General features: G+C 37.2%; 17 protein-coding genes. 15 read left to right on the top strand and 2 right to left on the bottom strand.

Annotation, left to right across the window (positions count from 1 at the left end; all coding sequences use genetic code 11):
• Positions 1 to 57: 57 nt before the first annotated feature.
• On the bottom strand, positions 58 to 1,062 hold the full coding sequence (locus J4771_RS05920; protein WP_224137467.1) for an AAA family ATPase: 1,005 nt from the start codon (positions 1,060 to 1,062) through the stop codon (positions 58 to 60).
• 402 nt (positions 1,063 to 1,464) lie between these two features.
• Here J4771_RS05920 and J4771_RS05915 point away from each other — a divergent pair, with 402 nt between their 5' ends.
• The 4 genes from J4771_RS05915 to J4771_RS05900 all read left to right on the top strand — a co-directional run bounded on the left by J4771_RS05915 (position 1,465) and on the right by J4771_RS05900 (position 4,213).
• Positions 1,465 to 1,935, top strand: a complete 471-nt coding sequence (locus tag J4771_RS05915) for a DinB family protein (protein WP_224137465.1) — start codon at positions 1,465 to 1,467, stop codon at positions 1,933 to 1,935.
• Between the two features lie 89 nt (positions 1,936 to 2,024).
• Positions 2,025 to 2,756 carry a 23S rRNA (guanosine(2251)-2'-O)-methyltransferase RlmB gene (rlmB, locus tag J4771_RS05910; RefSeq protein ID WP_224137463.1) on the top strand — a complete coding sequence of 244 codons (732 nt, stop codon included), beginning with the start codon at positions 2,025 to 2,027 and terminating at the stop codon, positions 2,754 to 2,756.
• A gap of 156 nt (positions 2,757 to 2,912) precedes the next feature.
• Positions 2,913 to 3,362 (top strand): GreA/GreB family elongation factor, encoded by a 450-nt coding sequence (locus J4771_RS05905; protein WP_224137461.1) that lies wholly within the window; start codon positions 2,913 to 2,915, stop codon positions 3,360 to 3,362.
• A gap of 332 nt (positions 3,363 to 3,694) precedes the next feature.
• Positions 3,695 to 4,213 carry a nitroreductase family protein gene (locus J4771_RS05900; RefSeq protein WP_224137459.1) on the top strand — a complete coding sequence of 173 codons (519 nt, stop codon included), beginning with the start codon at positions 3,695 to 3,697 and terminating at the stop codon, positions 4,211 to 4,213.
• Positions 4,214 to 4,536: 323 nt separating this feature from the next.
• On the opposite strand, the gene hemB is transcribed toward J4771_RS05900, so the two are convergent.
• The gene (gene hemB / locus J4771_RS05895; protein WP_224137456.1) at positions 4,537 to 5,529 is read right to left on the bottom strand and encodes a porphobilinogen synthase; all 993 of its coding nucleotides are present in this window, start codon (positions 5,527 to 5,529) and stop codon (positions 4,537 to 4,539) included.
• A gap of 121 nt (positions 5,530 to 5,650) precedes the next feature.
• Here hemB and J4771_RS05890 point away from each other — a divergent pair, with 121 nt between their 5' ends.
• The 11 genes from J4771_RS05890 to J4771_RS05840 all read left to right on the top strand — a co-directional run bounded on the left by J4771_RS05890 (position 5,651) and on the right by J4771_RS05840 (position 20,118).
• Positions 5,651 to 6,007, top strand: coding sequence for a T9SS type A sorting domain-containing protein (locus J4771_RS05890; protein ID WP_224137454.1), 357 nt, complete (start codon positions 5,651 to 5,653; stop codon positions 6,005 to 6,007).
• 85 nt (positions 6,008 to 6,092) lie between these two features.
• Positions 6,093 to 7,361 carry an NAD(P)/FAD-dependent oxidoreductase gene (locus tag J4771_RS05885; RefSeq protein ID WP_224137452.1) on the top strand — a complete coding sequence of 423 codons (1,269 nt, stop codon included), beginning with the start codon at positions 6,093 to 6,095 and terminating at the stop codon, positions 7,359 to 7,361.
• Positions 7,358 to 8,032, top strand: coding sequence for a tRNA (guanosine(37)-N1)-methyltransferase TrmD (gene trmD / locus J4771_RS05880; protein ID WP_224137449.1), 675 nt, complete (start codon positions 7,358 to 7,360; stop codon positions 8,030 to 8,032). Before J4771_RS05885 ends, trmD begins: the two co-directional genes overlap by 4 nt.
• 69 nt (positions 8,033 to 8,101) lie before the next feature.
• Complete coding sequence (locus J4771_RS05875; RefSeq protein WP_224137447.1) at positions 8,102 to 9,058, top strand: endonuclease/exonuclease/phosphatase family protein; 957 nt, start codon at positions 8,102 to 8,104, stop codon at positions 9,056 to 9,058.
• Positions 9,059 to 9,090: 32 nt separating this feature from the next.
• Positions 9,091 to 9,561, top strand: coding sequence for an Lrp/AsnC ligand binding domain-containing protein (locus tag J4771_RS05870; RefSeq protein WP_224137446.1), 471 nt, complete (start codon positions 9,091 to 9,093; stop codon positions 9,559 to 9,561).
• A gap of 177 nt (positions 9,562 to 9,738) precedes the next feature.
• Positions 9,739 to 10,737, top strand: a complete 999-nt coding sequence (deoC, locus tag J4771_RS05865; protein WP_224137445.1) for a deoxyribose-phosphate aldolase — start codon at positions 9,739 to 9,741, stop codon at positions 10,735 to 10,737.
• 159 nt (positions 10,738 to 10,896) lie between these two features.
• A complete protein-coding gene (locus J4771_RS05860; protein WP_224137434.1) occupies positions 10,897 to 13,302 on the top strand; it encodes an aldehyde dehydrogenase family protein in 2,406 nt (801 codons plus the stop codon).
• A gap of 169 nt (positions 13,303 to 13,471) precedes the next feature.
• On the top strand, positions 13,472 to 14,335 hold the full coding sequence (locus J4771_RS05855; protein WP_224137431.1) for a glycoside hydrolase family 25 protein: 864 nt from the start codon (positions 13,472 to 13,474) through the stop codon (positions 14,333 to 14,335).
• Positions 14,336 to 14,427: 92 nt separating this feature from the next.
• A complete protein-coding gene (locus tag J4771_RS05850; protein ID WP_224137428.1) occupies positions 14,428 to 16,320 on the top strand; it encodes an ABC-F family ATP-binding cassette domain-containing protein in 1,893 nt (630 codons plus the stop codon).
• 56 nt (positions 16,321 to 16,376) lie between these two features.
• Positions 16,377 to 17,753, top strand: coding sequence for an APC family permease (locus J4771_RS05845; protein ID WP_224137425.1), 1,377 nt, complete (start codon positions 16,377 to 16,379; stop codon positions 17,751 to 17,753).
• Between the two features lie 157 nt (positions 17,754 to 17,910).
• Positions 17,911 to 20,118 carry a TonB-dependent siderophore receptor gene (locus J4771_RS05840; RefSeq protein WP_224137420.1) on the top strand — a complete coding sequence of 736 codons (2,208 nt, stop codon included), beginning with the start codon at positions 17,911 to 17,913 and terminating at the stop codon, positions 20,116 to 20,118.
• Positions 20,119 to 20,179: the final 61 nt, after the last annotated feature.

Genomic DNA, 20,179 nt, shown 5'->3' with positions numbered 1-20,179 from the left:
TGATGATTGATAATTGAGGGTGGCTTGAAAAATTTCTCACCAACACACCCACAAAATTTACGGTGCCTGAACTTTCCCCAAAATCTGATTCACGATTTCATCGGCCGTAATTTCTTCCGCTTCCGCCTCGAAACTCAATCCGATTCGGTGTCGAAGAACATCTTTCGCAATCTCTTTCACATCTTCAGGAATAACGAAGGCGCGGTTTTTCAGGAAAGCCAAAGCTCTTGCTGCAATTGCCAAGTTGATCGACGCTCTCGGTGAAGCCCCAAAACTGATGTAATTTTTCAAATCGGAAAGTCCGTATTTTTCTGGATATCGTGTTGCGAAAACCATATCGAGAATGTATTTCTCAATTTTTTCGTCCAAATAAATTTGGTTGATGAGCTCTTTAGCCTCAATAACATTTTGTAAAGAAATCACAGGTTTAATCACAGGTTGGTGTGAAGTTGCCACCATCTGCATAATTTTTCTCTCGTCCTCGAAATCAGGATAAGAAATCGTGCATTTGAGCATGAAACGGTCACTTTGCGCCTCAGGCAAAAGGTACGTTCCTTCTTGGTCAATCGGGTTTTGCGTGGCTAAAACTAAAAACGGTTTCGGTAATGGCATGGTTTCATCACCGATGGTTACTTGCTTTTCCTGCATCGCTTCAAGCAACGCCGACTGCACTTTCGATGGAGCACGGTTAATTTCATCCGCCAAAACGAAATTCGCAAAAATCGGTCCCCGTTTAATCGAGAAATCGTTGTCTTTAATGTTATACATCATCGTTCCCACCACATCCGCAGGAAGCAAATCGGGTGTAAACTGAATCCTCGAAAATTCACCATGCACCGCATCCGCCAAAGTTTTAATCGCCAAAGTTTTCGCCAATCCCGGAACGCCTTCCAAAAGAACGTGCCCATTTCCGAGAAGTCCGATTAACAGGCGATCCACCATGTATTCCTGACCAATAATTGCTTTGTTAATTTCCTGCTTTAAAAGCGAAAAAAAGTAATTCTGTTCCCTTACTTTTTCGGTGAGTTGTCGTATATCTTCGGCTTGATGTAGTTCTGACATAGGTTCATATAAATTTAATCCGTAAATTTCTAATAAATAAGGACACTAATCAACACAATTAATGCCAATAATGAGTTAAAGTTTGTTAAAAGAAGGGAGATGGAAGCGCTAAGTCGCAAGTTTAAAAAAAATTGGCAAATTCTCAAATCCTCAAAACCCTCAAACTCGCAAACCCTCAAACAATTATTTGGAGCCGGGAACCTGCTTACGCTACTCGCTTTTTTTCGGCGGCGGCGAAGCCGCCGCCGAAAAAAGAGCTCAGACATACGGCTCAATGGCTAGTTACCATTCCGCTTCCGCCTAAAATTATTTGAAAATTGAAAATATTTTCTACCATCTTCGGACTTCCTACTTCCATCTTCCCGCTTTTTTCCCTACTTTTGAACATTAAAACACCCCAAAATGAACTATCATTTTCAGGCACACCGACAAGTACGAAAAAATCTTCTCGAAATTTTGCAGAATAATTCTTTGCAGGATTTAATGCTGATTCCCGATGGTTTCAACAATAACATGTATTGGAACATTGCGCACACCGTTGCAACGCAGCAACTTCTTTGTTATTATTTGAGCGGAAATCCCTTCCGAATCGATAAATATTGGATTGAAACCTACAAAAAAGGAACGCTTCCCAACTTGAACGTTCAGCAATCAGAAGTGGATGACTTGGCATTTCTATTAATAGAAACTTCAAAGATTTTGTTGAAAGATTACGACGCCGATTTTTTTTCAGATTACACTCCATACACCACAAGTTTCGGACTTGATTTGAAGAATATTCAAGACGCCATTATTTTCAACAACATGCACGAAAGTTTGCATTACGGTTACGCAATGGCGCAGAAACGGGCAATTTTAGGGGAAAAGTTTTAGAACAATTCATAATTAATAATTATAAATGAATAATTAATAATGAGAGCAAAAAGATTATTAATTAATTATTCATTATTTATGTGAAACACATGAAAGACGACTTTATATTTGGTTTGCGACCGGTAATCGAAGCCATCGAAGCAGGAAAAACCATCGACAAAATATTTTTGCAAAACGCTTTGCAGGGACCAATTTATGCCGAACTGAAAATACTTTTAAGCAAACATAAAATCCGCCCGAATTACGTTCCAGTAGAAAAACTGAATCGTTTCACGAGAAAAAATCATCAAGGAGTTGTTGCCTTTATTTCGGATGTTCCTTTTCATTCGATTGAAAATATTTTGCCCGAAATTTTCGAATCGGGAAAAACACCTTTTCTTTTAATTCTAGATAGATTGACGGATGTAAGAAACTTCGGTGCAATCTGTAGAACTGCTGAATGCGTTGGAATTGATGCAGTAATTATCCCCGAAAAAGGAGCTTCGCCCATTAATTCAGACGCGATAAAAACTTCAGCCGGAGCAATTTACAATATCAAAATCTGTAAGGAAAAAAATCTTGCACACACGGTGGATTTCCTTCAACAATCGGGAGTTCAAGTTTTTGCCGCGACAGAAAAAGCGCAAAAATTAATATACGACGTGGATTTCACACAACCTTGCGCTTTAGTAATGGGAAATGAAGAAACCGGAATTTCAAAAGAAGTTTTGCACCATTCCGACGAAAAAATCAAATTGCCGATTGAAGGAAAAACACAATCTTTAAATGTTTCCGTTGCTTGTGGGGCAATTTTGTACGAAGCAGTGCGACAGAAACTGTAGGGACAAATTGCGATTTGTCCAAGCGTGTGATTTGTCACATCCTGATAAGTATTGAAAACGGTATCAAACAATTTCAAATAATTTCAAACAAATTCAAATCAAACCCAAATTTCCGATTTAAAAAAGATTTTTATCTTTATTAAAAAATTGGGAAATATGCAGAAGAGTACTATTTCAAAAAGTGACGTTAGAGCACATATAAAAGATATCATCGTCGGGAAAATTGAGAAACTTGAAAAATTTATCGAGTTTACTTTAGAGGCGAGTCGCGAAATAAAGAAGACGCCAAAATACGATTCCATTCGTGAGGAAATGCAGGAAGAGATTTATCAGATGCAAAGACAACTTGCAGCACTAAACGATTTGCGAAGAAATCTCACCAAAGTTTTGAATAAACCCACCGATAAAATTCAGTTGGGTTCAATGGTTTTTACGAATAAGGCGAGATTTTATATTTCGGTTTCTTTGGGTGAATTTTTCTTTGAAGGAGACCGCTTCTATGCCATTTCCGAGGAAAGTCCGATGGCGAAAATTATGCACGGAAAAAAACCGGGAGATTCTTTTGTACTTAATAATATCAGTCAGACCATTGTAGATGTGATGTGAATTTTAGAAGTTTGTTTAAAAATAGTTTCAGCTATATATTAAAATTTTCTTCTATTAGTTCGATACCTTTGTCGTGAGACAAAAGTATCCAAAAAATCAAGACTGGATATTTTTGCTAAAAAATTAAAATTTCTTTCAAGAAAATTTGCAGAACTCGGGCGGAAAGTTAAGTTTCGATTGTAAGAAAATGTATTACCGCCACTCAAACAATGGAAATTTTAATTTTGTTATAATCAAGAGAATTCTGGCAGTAAGAAATTTCAATTTTTCTTAACGCAAAAATCTCCTAGGTCGTTTAGAACTAGTATTCTTGGAGAATTAAATGTAAAAGGATGAATAAAGCAGCAGTTTTAAAGGAAATTATAGAATGCAGAAGAAGTATTTTTCCGAAAGATTATTCCGGTGAAAAAATTGAAGAAGGGGTTTTAAATGAAATTTTAAACTCTGCCAATTTCGCTCCCAATCACAAGAAAACAAAACCGTGGCGTTTTCAAGTTTTTAGAAATGAAAAAAAATTAGAACTTGCCAACAAACTTGCTGAAATCTATAAAAACACAACTCGACCCGAAGTTTTTCTAGAAAAAAAATATCTGGACATTACGCACAAAATTTCAAACACAGATACGTTAATCACAATTTCTGTCAATTTCAGCGGCTTGGTTCCAGAATGGGAAGAAATTGCAGCAACGGCGATGGCTGTCCAAAACATGTATTTAACTTCCACCGTTCACCAAATCGGCTGTTATTGGAGTACACCAGGAATGATACAGCATTTGGGCGAATTTCTGAATTTGGAAGAAAATCAAAAATGCATCGGTTTGTTTTATTTGGGGAAAATAAAAACAGATTAAGTTTTAGCCAAAAATAATTGTGACCAAAACAAAAATCGGAACAGGAACTCCAATTGCGGCAATTAGGTAATTTCTATTATTCACCTTAAAAACTTTCCTGAAGATTAGAGCAAACAATTGCTGAACAAGAAAAATGATTGCCGCATAAATAATGAAAACGATCCAGTTTCGCCAAGATTTCATCCATTGAAAATTATAATAACCTTCATCAATGTAGAATACAAATAAGGATGCAACAAACTGAAATAATCAGAAATAAATAGGAACTTGAAAAATTTTTAATTGGTCGATTTTATTTAACAACGAAAAAATTTCATAAAATATTAGTGGTTTAAAAGAATCGCTGCTTCTTTCGCCGCATACGTGAAAATCATATCCGCACCTGCTCTTTTAATGCAAGTCAAGCTTTCAATAATTGCTTTGTCGTTATCGAGCCATCCGTTTTTTGCTGCGGCTTTTAACATGGCGTATTCACCACTTACATTATAAACTGCAATCGGCAAATCGATGGTTTCGCGAACTTTGGAAACGATGTCCAAATAAGGCATTCCTGGTTTAATCATGATGATATCGGCTCCTTCTGCAACGTCTTTCAACACTTCGTCAATCGCTTCACGGGAATTGTGAAAATCCATTTGATAGGTTTTTTTGTCTTTCGGAATTTCTACATTTTCTTTCGGCGCAGAATCCAAGGCACTTCTGAAAGGTCCGTAAAATGAACTCGCATATTTTGCGGCATAACTCAAAATTCCAACATCAGTAAAACCACTTTCTTCCAATCCCGTACGAATCGCGGCAACTCTTCCGTCCATCATGTCACTTGGTGCAACGATATCTGCACCTGCTTCTGCGTGAGAAACCGACATTTTTACCAAAGCTTCGTTGGTGGCGTCGTTGTCAATTTTTCCGTTGGTGATTATTCCGTCGTGACCGTAAATCGAGTAGGGATCGAGTGCAACATCGGGCATTACAACCATTTCCGGAACTGCGTCTTTAATAGCTTTAATCGTGTTTTGCATCAATCCGTTTTTGTTCCACGCTTCAGTTCCTTTGTTGTCTTTCAAATTTTCAGAAACTTTCATGTACAGATTGACCGCTTTTACTCCAAGTGAATACAATTCCTGACATTCTTTCACCGTAAGATCCAAAGTTCTGCGGTAAATTCCCGGCATCGATGGAATTGCTTCCTGATTATTTTTCCCCTCCATCACAAACATCGGCATTACGAAATCGTTGGTGGTTAAAACGGTTTCCTGAACTAGACTTCTAATAGAGGCATTGGTGCGTAGTCTTCGGTTTCTTGAATAGATAATCATTTTGGAATGGTATTTGAGATAACTTGTGCAAATTTAATTATAGTTTTATTAAAAAGCTATTGCATATTAATTTGAAATTCTTACTTTTGTAAGGATATTTCTAAATAAAAAGTTATTATCGGTGAAAAAATTATTCTTTTCTATAATATTTATCGGCAGTTTAACAGTTTTTTCGGAAAAAGTTTCCGCTCAATCTGTTCAAAGAGAACCGATGGCAACTTCTCAAAAATCTGATGACGGAGTGATGGTTGCGTACCCAAATCCAGCCAAAGATTTTATTATTGTGAAGTCAAAAGATGCTTCATTAAAAATAAAGTCGGTTACTTTTTATTCTATTTTAGGGATGGAAGTTGCTCAGTACGCTGTAAATATGAACTCGGGCGAAATCCGTTTGGATCGCTTGAGACCCGGAAAATACTTGATGAAATATACATTAAGTGACAATACTCAAAAAGTTACCCAAATCGTTAAACAATAACTCAATTCCCTGAAAATTTTTCAGGGTTTTTTTTTCGCATGCTTTAAACAAAATCAACTATAAAAATTTCAGTATTTTTGTTCCTATGGAAACAAGGGAGAAAATTGTGATTATTGGTGGCGGTTTTGCAGGGCTTCAACTTGCCAAGAAACTCAACAACAAAAACAAGAAAATTATAATCATCGACAAGGTAAATCACCACATGTTTCAGCCGTTGTTTTATCAGGTGGCAAGTGGAAGGATCGAGCCTTCTAATATTTCCTTTCCTTTTCGTAAAATTTTTCAGAATTCTAGGAACATCCGGTATCGAATGACAGAAGTTCTCAAAATTCTTCCCGAGGAAAATAAAATCATCACTTCAACCGACGCAACAGAATTCAGTTACGATAAATTAATAATTGCGACAGGTTGTAAAACCAATTTTTTCGGAAATGATAAAATGGAAACTCTCACCTTTGGGATGAAAAATACACAGGAAGCAATCGCCATTAGAAACCATGTTTTATTGACTTTCGAGAAATTAATTATTGAAAGAAAACGCAGTGATGACGGCAATTGGAACATCGTTATTGTAGGAAGCGGGCCAACCGGAGTAGAATTGGCTGGAGCTTTTGCGGAGATGAAAAAGGACATTCTTCCCCGCGATTATCCGCATATGAATTTTGATGATTTGAAAATCATTCTCATCAGTTCTACAGAAAAACCTTTAAGCGTGATGAGTCCGGAATCGCAGAAAATGTCTGAAAAATATCTGAAGGAATTGGGAGTTCATTTTATGAGCGATGAATTCGTTACAGGTTATGACGGAGACAAAGTGATGATGAAAAGTGGGAAGGAAATACCATCCAACAACGTGATTTGGGCAGCAGGAGTTACCGGAAATGTCATCGCAGGTTTGAATCCAGAAATAATGGTGAGAAATCGCTACAAAACCGACCGTTTCAGTAAAGTTTTGGGTTATAAAAATATTTTTGCAATAGGCGATATTTCTTACATGGAAACTCCGAAATATCCTCAAGGTCATCCGCAAGTTGCCAATGTTGCCATCAATCAGGGAAAAAATTTAGCAAAAAACCTTCTGAAAAAATCTGAAAAAGATTGGGTGGAATATGAATACGAAGACAGAGGAAGTATGGCAACCATCGGAAAACACAAAGCGGTTGTCGATTTGCCGAAGTTTAGATTTCAGGGAACTTTTGCATGGTATTTCTGGATGTTTCTGCATTTGATGCTGATTTTAAGTGTACGAAACAAACTTGCCATTTTCTTCAATTGGATGTGGAGTTACTTCAACAAAGATTCCTCCTTGAGATTGATTATCATCCCAACTAAAAAGAACCGAACCGAACAATGAGAATAGATATTATAAGCGTTTTACCCGAATTGATGGAAAGTCCGTTCAAAGCATCAATTCTGAAAAGAGCGATGGATAAAGGTTTAGCGGAAATTCACTTTCATCAGTTAAGAGATTTTGGTTTGGGAAAATACCGCCAAATCGACGACGAACCTTACGGAGGTGGAGCTGGAATGGTGATGATGATTGAACCTTTGGACAACTGTATTTCTCAACTGAAATCGCAAAGAGATTATGATGAGGTAATTTACCTAACTCCCGACGGAGAAACGCTTAACCAAAAAATTGTTAATACGCTTTCCATTAAAAATAATCTGATTTTTCTTTGCGGTCATTATAAGGGAATCGATCAGAGAGTTCGCGATTTACATATTACTAAAGAAATTTCCATAGGCGACTATGTTTTAACCGGCGGTGAATTGGCTGCCTGTGTTTTGGCAGATTCGGTGATAAGACTTTTACCAGGTGTTTTAAATGATGAACAATCGGCTTTGACCGACAGTTTTCAGGATGATTTACTTTCACCACCCATTTACACAAGACCCGATGAATACAAAGGTTTGAAAGTTCCCGAAGTTTTGTTGAGTGGTAATTTCAAAAAGATTGAAGATTGGCGTCATGATGAAGCAGTGAGAATTACCCAAAAAAAAAGACCAGACTTGTTGGAGTAAATTTAAACATAACCAATTATTTTTATTAAATTTACAATCCAAAAAAATGAAGGAGACAAAAACTCATTAATGACAAACAACGATTCCAAAGAGCTGATTGCTTTCTACAACGTAGAAAACCTTTTTCTTCCAGACCCACCTCCTGTTCACAAACTAGATCCAACAGTTTCTGGGTTAAGAAATTGGGACGAGAAAAGGTACAATAATAAACTCTTCAAAATTTCACATGTTTTTCAACTGATCAAAGAATCGGAAAATGCATTGCCGATGTTGATTGGTCTGTCCGAAATTCAAGGCCAAAAACCTTTGGACGAATTGGTAAAAATGGATCCGTTCAACTCAAATTATGGCGTGATACATTATGATTCCATGGATGAAAGAGGGGTGGATGTTGCACTGCTTTATGACAAATCTAAAATTGAAGTCATTTCTTCCGAACCCATCACTTATTTTTTCGAGATTGATGATGAAGATCCAGCGAATTATGATACAACAAGAGATATCTTATTTTGTAAAGTGAAATATTCTGGCGAAATGATCAACCTTTTTGTGGTTCACCTCCCTTCCAAAAGAGAACGTGACGTTAACAAACCAAAACGCGATTATATCTTAAAGGACATCAAGGAAAAAGTTTTGAAACTAAAATCAGAAAATGAAGCGGTCATTATTTTAGGTGATTTTAATGAAAATCCTGATGATGAAAATTTAAAGAATTTGCTTTATGATGAAAATTTTAATAAAATCTTAACAAATCCATACGTCGATTTATATAATAACAGAATATTTTCAACGTTCCATTTTAAAGATGGCTTACTTTTTGACCAAATTATTTTATCTGATGAATTTTATGATTCAAATTTTCCATTTTCATTTAAAGATGCAAAAGTTTTTAATTCCGAAAAATTGAGTACTTGGAATAGGAAATTTTCAGGAAGACCATTCAGAACTTATGCTGGAACTCGATATTTGGGAGGATACAGCGACCATTTTCCGGTATTGACAGAATTTATCAAGCGCAACAATTAAAGAAAAAAGAAAAAAAAGTAAAAAATTAGAAAATGAAAAATGCAGCAAATACGGGTTATCATCTAGATTCCGTAGATAAAGAAATCATTTATATGTTGATGGATAATGCAAAAACTTCATTGGCACACATTTCAAAAAACGTAGGGATTTCTACAACGGCGGTTCACCAAAGGATTAAAAAATTAGAATCTGCAGGAGTTATCGAAAATTCAATTTCCTTTTTAAATCCAAGAAAAATTGGTTTTAAAGTAGTTTCCTACATCGGTGTTTTTTTAGATCAACCCAGTCATTATCATGATGCAATTAAAGCGTTGAAGGATGTGAATGAAGTGGTTGAAGCACATTACACCACGGGAAATTATACCATATTTTTAAAAGTTTTATGTAGAGATAATGACCATTTAATGGAAATTCTTAATAAACTACAAAAACTAAAAGGCGTAACAAGAACAGAAACATTTATTTCACTGGAACAAAGCATCAACAGACAATTGAAAGTTTAATGCTGTTTTGAAAAGTAAAAGTGAAAAGACATTGTCGAAGAAGATGATGTCTATTCTTTTTTTTGGACTATATGTTAAAACTAATAATTCTTAAAAACAATTCCTTAATTGCCAAGAATTGGTTAATTTTACAATCCTTAATTTTAATAGAAATTTTCTGATTAAATTTATTCGTTTATGGAAAAAGTTTTGGAAAAAAATCATAAAAAAGTGAATCAAAATCATACCGAAGAAAGAAACGAAGGTTTACCTTTCAATACCAAATATTTTGACGCCATCAACATCAACCGAAGTGCGATTGAAAGACGCGTTGGAACTTTGACAGGTAGAAGAAGCGTGAAAAAGGAATTCCAGGCAGCATGGTTATTGAAAGCAATCTCTATGATTGATTTGACGACACTTGCAGGCGACGACACGCGCGGAAATGTTCTCCGTCTTTGCGAAAAAGCAAAACATCCTGTTCGTGAGGATATTTTACAAAAACTTGGAATGCAGGACGCAAATTTAACAACTGGAGCAGTTTGCGTTTATCACAACTTAATTCCCTACGCAAAAGAAGCTTTAAAAGGAACTAATATTCCAATTGCAGCGGTTTCCACTGGTTTTCCAGCTGGAAAGATTTCTTTGGAAGAGAAAATTACGGAAATTAAAAAATCTGTCGCGGCAGGAGCAAAAGAAATCGACATTGTGATTTCCAGAGATTTGGTTCTCGAATCAAAGTGGAAAGAACTGTATGAAGAAATTAAACTTTGCAGACAAGCTTGTGGAGATGCACATATGAAAACCATTCTCGCAACAGGAGAAATTCCAACGTACACGAAAGTGGCAAAAGCAAGTTGGGTCGCCATGATGGCGGGTTCCGATTTCATCAAAACTTCCACCGGAAAAGAATCGGTGAATGCCACTTTGGCGGTAAGTTTAGTCATGATTCGCTGCATCCGAGAATATTACGAATTGACAGGAGTAAAGGTCGGCTATAAACCTGCAGGTGGAATCCAAAAAGCAAAACAGGCACTCGACTATTTAATCCTAATTAAAGAAGAACTCGGAAACGAATGGTTAAATCCAGACTTATTCCGTTTCGGTGCAAGTTCACTTTTAGGAGATATCGAAAGACAACTCGAACATTACGTAACTGGAAGATACAGTGCGAATTTCCGTCATCCGATGGCATAAAAGGAGTTTGAGGTTTTGAGAGTTTGAGATTTTTTTTGGGTGAGTTGGTGAATGGGTGTGATGCAGGGTTTTATTTTCAAATTTTCAAATTGCTACATTTTCAAATTGTTACATTATTACTAAATCATTTATCAATCATCATTTATCAATTATATCGTGATGGAAATCAAAGAAATATACGACTCTATGGTTTACGGTCCCGCTCCTGAAACTGCAGCACCCGCTGTGGAATTTTTAGAAAATCACAAGAGAAGTTTCGACCTTTTTATTGGCGGAGAATGGGTAAAACCAAATTCAAAGAAATACATCGACTCCACCAATCCTTCCAACAAAGAATTTTTGGCAAAAATTGCAGAAGCTGACGAAAAAGATGTGGACAATGCAGTAAAAGCGGCTAACAAAGCACTTCCGGAATGGGTGAAAATCGGCGGTTTCGAGAGAGCGAAATATTTGTACGCTTTGGCAAGACAAATTCAAAAAAATTCTAGACTTTTTGCAGTTTTGGAAACTTTGGACAACGGAAAACCCATCCGTGAAACCCGTGATATCGACATTCCAATTGTGGCGAGACATTTTTACAGTCACGCAGGTTGGGCAAAATTGATGGATACCGAATTCAAAGATTACAAAGAAGTTGGAGTTATCGGACAAATCATTCCGTGGAATTTTCCATTAATGATGTTGGCCTGGAAAGTCGCTCCAGCTTTGGCAATGGGAAACACCATCGTTTTAAAACCTGCGGAATACACTTCTTTAACCGCACTTCTTTTTGGAGAAATCTGTGAAAAAATTGGACTTCCAAAAGGTGTGGTAAATGTAGTTACAGGAAAAGGAACCGTTGCAGGAACCGCTTTGGTAAATCATAAAGACATTCAAAAAGTAGCATTCACTGGTTCCACGAAAGTGGGGAAAATATTAAGAACAGAAATTGCGGGAAGCGGAAAGAAGATTTCCCTTGAATTGGGCGGAAAATCACCATTCATCGTTTTTGAAGATGCGGATTTGGATTCTGCGGTGGAAGGAATTGTTGATGCGATTTGGTTCAATCAAGGTCAGGTTTGCTGTGCAGGTTCCCGACTTTTAGTTCAGGAAAGTATTGCCGAAAAATTCTACAAAAAATTAAAGAAAAGAATGGAAACGCTCCGAATCGGCGATCCTTTGGATAAGGCAGTCGATATGGGCGCAATCGTGGATAAAGTTCAGTTGAAAACCATCGAGGAATTGGTAAAACTTGGCGTTGAAGAAGGTTGCAAAATCTATCAACCAAAAAACGGAGTACCAAAAAATGGTTGGTTTTTCCCACCGACTTTGTTCACCGACGTTCCGACAAGTTCCGTGATTGCGCAGGAAGAAATTTTCGGGCCAGTTTTGGTGGCGATGACTTTCCGTTCGCACAATGAGGCGGTTGCTTTGGCGAACAACACGAGATACGGTTTGGCTGCAAGTATTTGGACGGAAAACATCAACCTCGCTTTAGATGTCGCTCCGAAAATCAAAGCAGGCGCAGTTTGGATTAACTGTACGAATCAGTTTGATGCGAATGCGGGTTTCGGTGGGTACAGAGAATCAGGTTTCGGTAGAGAAGGCGGAAAAGAAGGACTTTACGAATACATGAAACCGAGAATTGAAGACGAGTTCGCTTCAAAACCGATTCTTCCGAAAGTTGAAAAGCAAAGTAAGGAAAAGTCGGGACTTGTCCACCAAAAATCAATACTTGCCAATATCGACCGAACCACGAAAATGTACATCGGCGGAAAACAGGTGCGTCCCGATGGAGGTTACAGCATGGAAATCAAAAATGCGTTCGGTGAATACATCGGCGAAGTTTCCGAAGGAAATAGGAAAGATCTCCGAAACGCCGTAGAAGCAGCGCACGCCGACAAATCGTGGAGCGGAATGACCGGTCACGGAAGAGCGCAAGTTCTTTATTATATCGCAGAAAATTTATCAATTCGTGCCGAAGAATTTGCAGAAAGAATTGTGGAAATGACCAACCAAAGTTTAGAATCCGCAAAAGAGGAGGTAGAAAAATCTATCGAAAGAATTTACACTTATGCCGCGTTTGCTGACAAATACGATGGCGCCGCTCATTCTACAGTTCAAAGAATGGTGACTTTGGCAATGCCTGAACCAGTGGGCGTGATGGCGATTATCTGTCCCGACGAAAATCCGCTTTTGGGCTTTATTTCGACGGTGATTCCTGCAATTTCCATGGGAAATAACGTGGTGGTGGTTCCTTCCGAAAAACATCCGTTTTCAGCGACCGATTTCTACCAGATTTTAGAGACTTCCGATGTTCCTGCCGGAACGGTAAATATCGTGACCGGACACAAAGAGGAACTCGCAAAAGAATTGGCAAAACATTACAACATCGATGGAATTTGGTATTTCGGAACGAAAGAAGGAAGCAGGGATATCGAATCGCTTTCCACCGATTCCATGAAACGTTCTTGGGTAAATTTCGGAAAATACAGAAATTGGCTCGATGTTTCCCATGGTGAAGGTCAGGAATTTTTAAGACACGCCACAGAAATTAAGAATATTTGGATTCCGTATGGTGCGTAGAAAATTCGAGATTTAAAATTCAGAATTCAATATTAAAAATCTGCAAAAGTTTTGCAGATTTTTCTTTCCCAAAAAATCATAATCCGCCAAAACTTAAAAATAAATAGCGGTTTGGCGGATTATATTTTAAGTTTAAAAATAGAAAGTAAAATTCTATTTTTGCAAACCCATGGCAAAACGCACCGTAAAAAGAAAAACCACCCGAAAAATCCACAAAAACCGCAAGAAACATTGGCTTTTGCGTCGGGAAATTCTGTTGCTCATTTTGGCGGTGGCTTTACTTGGAACGGGTTTTTACTTGAAAGAAAAAATTCAGTTTTATTATGCGATGTATTTCAACAAGTTTGAGCATAAAAAACTTTCCAACTCTGAATTTGAAGAAAAGAGAATCAACCGAATTATTGGAGATTATGCCGACAAAACTTTCGGAATCGATATGTCGCATTACCAAAGGAGGGAAGATATTGAATGGGATAGCTTAAGCATTGGAAACCGTTCAATCCCCATAAAATTTGTGGTATTACGTGGAACGATGGGCAATAAATCTACCGACAAACATTTCGACGAGTTTTGGAAATTGGCAAAAAAACACAACCTTATTCGTGGTGCCTATCATTTTTACCGAGCCGATGAAGATCCTGTAATGCAGGCTAATAATTTCTTGGCCAACGTAAAATTGGAAAGTGGAGATTTGCCGCCGATTTTAGACATCGAAAAAATTCCACGCCGTAAATCGAATGAAAAGTTGATCGAAGATTTAAAAATTTGGTGCAGAATTGTGGAGGAAACTTACGGCGAAAAACCGATTATCTACACCTATTATCATTATTACAAAGACTTTTTGAAAGGTCATTTTGATGATTATCCGCTTTGGCTCGCCAATTACAACGATGTTTCGCAACCTTCACCAAACGACGATTGGGATTTTTGGCAGTTCACCGAAAACGGTATCGTTTACGGAATCAATACCAAAGTGGATGTGGATATTTACAACGGCAGTTTGTGGAGTCTGAAAAGGATGACTTTGGATTAAATCATTCGAATCATTCCACGATTCAAAAATGATTTCCGTATTTTCGCAAACGCTAAACACCCAACACCAAACATCCATCATCCAACAAAAGAATGAATTACGTTTCCGCAGAAAATCTTTCCAAATCTTACGGAGTTAAAACTCTTTTTAAAGACATCACCTTCCACATCAACGAAGGCGATAAAATTGCGATTGTCGCCAAAAATGGTACCGGAAAATCGACTTTATTAAAGATTTTGATGGGAAAAGAAATCGCAGATTCGGGAACGGTTTCCATTAATAAAGACATTCAAGTCGTTTTATTTGACCAGGAAATTGATTTTGAAGGCGAATTGAATGTGGAGGAATTCATGATGACACTCGATTCTGCGCCGATTCTGGCCTTAAAAAATTACCATCATGCGCTTCATACCGAAAATCCAAACGATATGGAAAAAGCGCTGACCGAAATGGAAATCCACAAAGCATGGGATTTGGAAAATGAGATGAAGCAGATTCTTTCGCAACTGAAAATCACCGATTTGGAAGCAAAAATGAAAACGCTTTCAGGTGGACAAATCAAACGCGTTGCTTTGGCGAAACTCCTTTTGGAAACCCGTGCAGAACATCGTCACACGCTTTTAATCATGGACGAACCTACGAACCATCTCGATGTGGATATGGTGGAATGGCTTGAAAATTATTTGTCGAAAGCAATGGTTACCTTGCTTCTCGTGACACACGATAGATATTTTTTGGATGCGGTTTGCGACACGATTTGGGAAATGGAAGACTTTAATCTTTATGTTCACAACGGAAGTTACGCGACTTACCTCGAAAATAAAATGATTCGTGAAGATAACTTGAACTCGACCATCGACAAAGCCAACAATCTTTACCGAAAAGAATTGGAATGGATGCGGCGACAACCAAAAGCGAGAACCACCAAATCAAAATCAAGAATCGACGCGTTTTACGAAACCGAAAAAACAGCAAAAACCGATACAAGAAAACAAGGTTTGGAACTCGATTTCGAAATGAAACGTTTGGGGAAAAAGATTCTTGAACTGAAGAATATCGATAAAAAATTTGGTGAAAAAGTTTTGCTGAAAGATTTTTCCTACCAATTTCAACGTGGAGAAAAAGTAGGAATCGTCGGGAAAAATGGAGCAGGAAAATCAACTTTGCTTAATATTATTCAGGGTTTGGAACCTTATGACAAAGGCGAAATTGAAACAGGTGAAACCATAAAATTTGGGTATTTTTCTCAAAAGGGTCTAAATTACAATGAAAACGAAAGAGTCATTGATTTTATCAAAGAAATTGGCGAGAATTTTCCTTTGGCGAATGGAAGAACCATTTCTGCATCGCAGTTTTTGAGGTTGTTTTTGTTTGATGACCAAACGCAATATTCACCGATTTCCAAACTTTCGGGTGGTGAAAAACGTCGATTGCATTTGATGTATGTGTTGTATCAAAATCCAAATTTTTTGATTTTCGATGAACCGACAAACGATTTGGATTTGCCGACTTTGACTGTTTTAGAGAATTTCCTGCAAAATTTTCAAGGTTGTTTGATCATCGTTTCGCACGACCGATATTTCATGGATCGAATTGTAGATCACGTTTTGGCGTTTGAAGGCGACGGAAAAATCAAAGATTTTGTCGGGAATTTTTCAGAGTACAGAGAAAGCCGAAAGATGGAAGAGGGAAGATGGAAGTCAGATCATCTCAATCAAAAAATCGAGAATTTTAAGGAAGCGGAAGCTAAACTTCCAGCATCCAGCTCCCAGCTTCCAGCCAGAAAATTATCCTTCAAAGAACAACGCGAACTCGAATCCATCGAAAAAGAAATGCCCGAATTAGAAAGGAAAAGAAACGATATTCTTGAAAAGCTCAACAACGAAGCCGATTACGAAAAGATTTCTGTATTGTCCAAAGATTTAGAAACCATTTCCGAAAAATTGGAAGAGATGGAAATGCGTTGGCTGGAACTGCAAGATTAGATTTCAGATTTTATACTTTAAATTGCTCCTTACTAACTACACATTGCTCATTAAATATGACAGAACAAAAACTTGAAGCCAAATACGGACTTTTCACCGCCATCGCAATGGTCATCGGACAAGTCATCGGTTCCGGAATTTTCTTCAAAGTCGATGACGTACTTTCTGCAACGCAGGGAAATAATTTTGCTGGACTTTTGGGATTTTTAATTGTAGGAATCAGCGTAGTTTTTGCAGCGGTTTCGATGGCAAATTATGCGGAAGTATTGCCAAAAGACGGCGGAATAATAAGTTACGTGGAATACCGTTTCGGGAAAAAAGCAGCGGCGTTTGTGGGCTGGATATATTTGAGTTTGTTTTATCCTTTGCTCACAGCGGTTTTGTTTACGGTTTCGGGGATTTACATTGCGCATTTAATTGCGGAATTTGTCAATTTTAAGCCGACATTTTTGCATTTCACTTTGATTGGATTGGTCAACTCGTTGATTTTTTTGGCTTTAAATATATACCGTCCGAAATCAAGTGGAATTTTTCAGCAAATGACGGCAACTTTAAAACTGATTCCATTGATTTTAATTTCATCTTTAGGAATAATTCTTTTGCTGAAAGGAAATGTAGAAGAACAAAGAACATTTTCTTACGCAGTTAATCATCTCAAAGAAAGCCAAAGTTTCTGGCAATTGGTTGCGGCGAGTTTTGTCCCGATTGCGTTTGCTTTTGACGGATGGTACATTGCGACGCAAATTTCTGGCGAGGTAAAAAATTCTACCAAAAACCTTCCAAAAGCTTTGGTTATTGGAACGATTACGGTTTTAGTGGTTTACGTTTTATACTATTGCGGAATTGTTTTGGGAATGGGAAGTGATGAGGTTTTGAAATTGAAAGACACTTATATCACAGAATTTTCTAGAAAAATGGCTTCGAATTCGGGCGCGATTTTCATGCAATTGTTCATCATCATTTCAGTTTTGGGAACTTCCAACGGACTTCTTTTAGCGACTATTCGTGTTCCATTTCAGTTTTATAATCTCGATAATTCCAAGAAGTTTTTCAATTTGGGAAAAGTTGACGAGAAGACAAAAATGCCCATTAATAGTGCGATTTTTGCTTATGTTGTGATTTTATTTTACCTGCTAATTTATTATTTCACCAACACGAATCCTTACTTTACTGATATAGGATATGATGTTTCAGCCATTCCGATTGCTTTTATTTATATGGTGAATGGAGCGCTTTTCGTTGGTTTAATCGGACTTTTAAAGAAGAATATTTTTAAAGGAAATAAATTTCTAAAAACCGCAATGGTCGCAATTGCGATTCTCGGAGTTGCGATTGTTTTGATAGGAACGGCAACTGCTCCGAACGGAATTTCCTACATTTTAATCAGTGTTTTATTTATTATTGCGGGCTTCTTTGCGGTGAAAACTAAATAATGATAAAAGTCAGTTTTTCTAAAATCTCCTCATTTCCAAAGAATTAAACATTCGTTTTAATTTTTATTTAGAATAATTCAAAATAAATTTTGTCAGAAAAAATTCCTTTTCTACATTTGCAGCGTTATTTTAATTCATTCTAAATAAGAAATCGAAAATGAAGAAGCCAATTTTTACGCTTGGAATGCTTGTAATGGCAGTTTCTGCAAATGCGCAAATGATTTACAAAGCGGAAAACGACACTTTACGAGTTCAGGATATCGAAGATATTCAGATGCATAAAACGGGAAATCCAAATCAGGCGAGAATCTCTTCTTCAAAATCTATGATTTCCTCTATCGAAAATCCACAACCAATTTCTATTGTTGCTCACGAAATTATAGAACAACAACAGTCTAAACAGTTGAGCGATGTTATTAAAAATGTAAACGGAATTTATATAACTTCTTCAAGAGGCGGTTCACAAGACAGTTTTGGTGGACGTGGTTTCACTTTCGGAAACGAAAATATTTTTAAAAACGGAGCGAGGGTAAACAGCGGAATTTTCCCTGAAGTTTCTTCTCTGGAAAGAGTAGAAGTACTGAAAGGCGCAAATGCAATGCTTTACGGAAACGTTGCTCCCGGTGGAATTATCAATTTAATTACGAAAAAACCACGTTTCAATTTTGGCGGAAGTGTCGCTTTAAATGGCGGTAGTTGGAATACCTATAAACCGATTGTCGATATTTTTGGTCCGCTTTCAAAGAAAGTGGCTTTCAGAATCAATGGAACTTATGAATATGCAGACAGTTTCCGAGACGTGGTAAATTCTCAAAAACAGTATTTCAATCCTTCTTTTGCCTTTAATATTGGTGAAAACACACAGGTTATTGTGGAAGGTGATTATTTGAAACAACAGTTTACCCCCGATTTTGGGACAGGAAGTTTAATGGACAGTAAGACGGGAATTTCGTCTTTCGATACAGGAATTAACAAAAAAACATTTCTTGGCGAAGATTGGAACAATCAAACCAATCAAATGGCAACTGCGGGAATTACTTTGAATCATCAATTGAATGATAAGTGGTATCTGAATTCTGTGGCCTCTTATCAAAATTATACAAAGGATTATTTTTCAGTGGAAAGAATTCAGTGGGTTTATGACGGAACCAATCCAAATTCTAACCCGACTTGGAAAAGAGTGTTGAATAAAACCTATAACGAACAGAATTACAGTTCTTTACAGTTCAATTTGAATGGTGAATTCAGTACCGGAAAATTGCTTCATAAAATTTTAATCGGAGCGGACGGAGATTATGGAATTGCCGATGCTTACACGTTTTTTGACCCAAAGACAAATAAAACTTTTGGAACTTCTTACACCGTTGGAAATTGGATTTTGAATAATCCGAATACTTGGAATCATATCGAAATGGCTGATTCAGCCAAGGAAAAATTAACGCAGATAAAAACCCAACGTTACGGAATTTACCTTCAGGATTTTGTGGAGTTTTCGAAATATTTCAAAGTTTTGGCGGGAATCCGTTATTCGAATATTGAAAACAAAGACACTTTTGAAAAGAACTATAAAACTTCAACCGAAACAACCAAAGACAATACAGGAAATAAAGAACATGCGTTTTCTCCAAAAGTTGGTTTAATTATTACACCTACAGAAAACTTCACAGTTTACGGAACTTACACCAACTCATTCGCTCCCAATTCAGGATTTGATATGGACAATGCGTCTTTAAAATCTTCAAGAGTTGACCAATACGAAATTGGTTTGAAGAAAAATATTTGGAACAATACGGTGGCTTTCAATTTAAGCGCGTATCAAATCAATAACAATGATACTTACACTTCGCCTTATTTGGCTTCGGGAGCGACTGCGGCATATAAAGTTTATGCGGGTAATATCCGAAGTCGAGGTGTTGAACTTGATATCACGGGAAATCCAACTCCTCAATTATCGTTAATCACAGGAATATCTTACAACAATTCTGTTTACACGAAAACGCCTGAAAATGGTTTTGTAGAAAATCAAAGATTGGTTCGAACTCCCGCGACAACAGCGAATGCATCGGCTTTTTACAAATTCGACAAAGCACTGAAAGGTTTCATAGTAGGAGCGAGCGCATTTTATACAGGCGACCGACAAGCAGGATGGAACGACGTGAAAGGGCAGCCACAAACTACAAGAATGGTCGATTTGAAGGGATTTACAACTGTTGATTTTTCATTGGGTTATGATTACAAGAATTTCTTAATCCAGGCAAAAGTAGGGAACATTTTCGATGTTGAAAATTACAATGTTCACGAAAACTATTCTGTAAACCCGATTACGCCTAGAAATTTCTATTTTACTTTAACATATAAACTTTAAAAAGACCGTAGTCTGAAGACGGATGTCGGAAGAAATTCACACATCAACTTCGGACTCCCGT

The organism is Candidatus Kaistella beijingensis, assembly GCF_020084865.1.
In the GTDB taxonomy this organism is placed as follows: domain Bacteria; phylum Bacteroidota; class Bacteroidia; order Flavobacteriales; family Weeksellaceae; genus Kaistella; species Kaistella beijingensis.
Note: the sequence above shows the minus strand (reverse complement) of the source record. Positions and strands in the feature narration are given on the sequence as shown.